Genomic DNA, 2,885 nt, shown 5'->3' with positions numbered 1-2,885 from the left:
GCGGCACGGTGCGGGGCATGGTGCCCAGGCGGGACATTTCGGCCAGGAAAAGCAGCGCCATCCAGGCTAGCGTGGCCAGCGTCATCGCCTTGATGACGGTCCAGATCGCCCGGTCGGGCAGATAGCGGATCACGGCGCGGTAGAGCCCGAACCGCAGAAAGATCGGCATGGCCACCACCGGAGCGGCGGCCATCATGGCGAACTGGGTTGGCGAGGGGGTGAAGCCGGTGCCCAGGCGCAGCACATAGCTCAGCCAGGCCGCAGCGAACAGGGCCACCACATCGAAGCCGATGAGGATGACGCGCTTGCCCCTGCGCGGCATGGCTTGCAGTATGTTGACGAGCCGTGAATACATCAGGCCTCTCCGGCTTTGGAAACGAATACGAATACCAGCAGCGGCGCATAGGCCAGTGGCAGCGCCAGCCAGGCCATGGTCGGGTCGGCATTGGTCCATAAGGCGAGGGGCAGGCACCAGGCAATGGTCAAGGCCAGATAAAGCAGCGTCACCGGGCGATGCCCCCACCGGCGCGACAGGTGCTGATAGGCGTGGGAGCGGTGGGCGCTGAACCAGGATTGGCCGGTCAGCATGCGCCGTAGCAGGGTCAGCGTGGCATCGGTGACGAAGACGGCGGGCAGGATTGCCCAGGCCGCCGGGGTGACGGTTCCCTCTGCCGAAGTGTGCAGGGCCAGGCCCAGAATGGCGACGGCGAGATAGTTGGAGCCGACATCGCCGAGAAAGATGCGGGCAGGGGGCCAGTTGAACCACAGAAAGCCGGCGACCGCGCCGATGGTGGCGGCGATCCAGAGGGCCTCGATCGGGTCACCGCCATGCACCAGCCACAGGGCGCAGCCCAGAATGGCGATGGCCTGGCTGCCGGCGATGCCGTCTATGCCGTCCATGAAATTGTAGAGGTTGATCCACCAGACCCCGGCAACGACCAGCACAGCGCCGGCAAGCCAGGCGAAAAGCGGTTGGGCGGGCGCGAGGGGCTGGACTATCCAGACCAGGCCGACCACGACGATAAACTGGATGAGGAAACGCCAGCGGGCGCTGATGTCCAGGACGTCGTCGGCATAGCCCACCACTGCCAGAGCGGCGGCAAAACCGGCGATGACCGCCAGATCGGTGCCGCCGAAAAAGCCGGCGGCCAGGCCGGCCAGGGTGGAGACCACGGCAATGGCCACGCCGCCTCCGGCGGGAGTAGGAATGGTATGAGACGAGCGGTGATTGGGAATCTGGACCAGCCGCAAACGCACCGCGTTGCGGCGGACGAGTTCGGTCAGGGCCAGGGCGACCAAACCTGCCACGATACCGGCGATCATCAAGTAAATCGCGTGTCTCCCTTGCCCCGATGTGGAATCCTGCCCCCGTTCGGATGCCTCATCCCATATCTGCTAAACCGCCGCACATGAAGCCCCTTGTGTCACCAGCCGGGTGAATGCGGCTCCTCCCGCCTTTCAGGAGATATTCTCTAGAATCGCCGATCCGCCGGATCGGGGCGGACCAGGTCCTGCACCCAGGCCGCCAGACCGTAATCGGCTCGCGTCGAGGCGGGCAGCGGCTCGAACGGCGTATCGAAAAAGGCGTCCGGCACCGTCGGCGCCTCCCGGTCGATGACGTGGACGCGGCTGGGGTGGAAGAGCGCGCTCTGCTGCACCTGCAGGTTGGTGGTGATGAGCTTGCGTCCGGCCAGCAGGGTCTCGACCGTGCGCATCGTGAGGCCGGTCTGCCGGGGGTGCTCGACATCGATGATGGCGGTGGACTGGTCCAGGATCTGCCGCATCCGCTCGCCCGGCATGGGTTTGAGCGAAATGGTGTCGGGGGGATCGACGTTGATGGCGGGGTCCTTGAGGCGGTGGGCCAGGGCGATCAGCGGGCTGGGAAAATAGCCGAATACGAAGCTCGCCCGCCCGGGCAGGGCGCGGCGCAACCGGCGGATGACGCGGGCCCTATCGGAATGGATGGTGCCGATGAAGCTCCAGTCATAGAGCTTTTCCGCTCCCGGGCCGTCGGGTTGGGCCACGGCGCTGGAGAAGAGCGGGCGATAGTGCCAGCCGAACCGGGCGGCTTCCTCGGCGTCGAAGGTGGCGATGGAATCAAAAAGCGGCGCGATATCGGGTGCATTGCCGACATTGCGCACCGAATCCCACAGATAATAGGAAAAGCGGGCTTGCGGAAACGCCCGGCGCAGCGCCGCGACGGCGGGGGGCGTCATTGCCTCCCCCTTGATGACCAGCACCAGGTCGATCTCCGTCCCGGCCAGCGTTTCGGCGAGCCCGGTGAATTCGGCGGTGGAGAGCCTGCCGATGAGGCGTGGGAAAAGTCGCAGCAGCAGCTTGTAGAGGGTTCCGCGCGCCGGCCGGTCGTCGGCCAGCCAGACGCGATAGCCCTCCCGCTCCAGCTCGGCCGCGATCATCTCGGGATATTGGAAAAAGCGCGGACAGACGACGAGGGCGTTGCGCGCTCCAGCCGCCTCGCCGCCCCGCAGGGAAAGACCGCTCACCTGCGTGCTCACTTGGCCGGCCCGCTGGCCAGGCCCCGGCTACGCAATTCCTCGGCGGCGATCTCGGACTTGTCCTGATAGGCGGGCTGATGACGCGCCCAGCCGATGAAGCGCTCCAGCCCGGCCGAGAAGCCGACGGAGGGCTCGAAGCCGAGATCGCGCCTTATGGCGGTCAGGTCTGCATAGCAGTGGCGGATGTCGCCGACGCGAAAGTCGCCGCTGATGCGGATGGGGGCGGAAAAGCCGGTAAGGCCGGTCAGCGTCTGGGCCAGCTCGAGCAAGCTGGTGGGCACGCCCGAGCCGACATTGTAGACGGCGCCCGAAGGAGTGTCGGCCTCCATGACCAGCAGCAGGGCGGCGACGATATCGCTGATATGGACG

Annotated in this window: 2 protein-coding genes and 2 pseudogenes; all 4 read right to left on the bottom strand. The window is 66.4% G+C overall.

The features are described 5' to 3' along the window. Window positions 1-355, bottom strand: a pseudogene (locus tag VDP82_RS16615) (polysaccharide biosynthesis protein); the annotation flags it as partial. After that, a complete protein-coding gene (locus VDP82_RS16610; RefSeq protein ID WP_323015940.1) occupies window positions 355-1,323 on the bottom strand; it encodes a glycosyltransferase family 4 protein in 969 nt (322 codons plus the stop codon). The gene VDP82_RS16610 and the pseudogene VDP82_RS16615, both read right to left, overlap by 1 nt. A 149-nt stretch (window positions 1,324-1,472) precedes the next feature. Next, window positions 1,473-2,504, bottom strand: a complete 1,032-nt coding sequence (locus tag VDP82_RS16605; protein WP_323015939.1) for a hypothetical protein — start codon at window positions 2,502-2,504, stop codon at window positions 1,473-1,475. 8 nt (window positions 2,505-2,512) lie between these two features. Beyond that, a pseudogene (locus VDP82_RS16600) lies at window positions 2,513-2,885 on the bottom strand (nucleoside-diphosphate-sugar epimerase); the annotation flags it as partial.

Source organism: Devosia sp. (assembly GCF_034675085.1).
Taxonomy (GTDB): Bacteria; Pseudomonadota; Alphaproteobacteria; order Rhizobiales; family Devosiaceae; genus Devosia.
The sequence above is the reverse complement of the archived record's forward strand: the minus strand, read 5'-3'. Positions and strand labels throughout refer to the sequence as shown.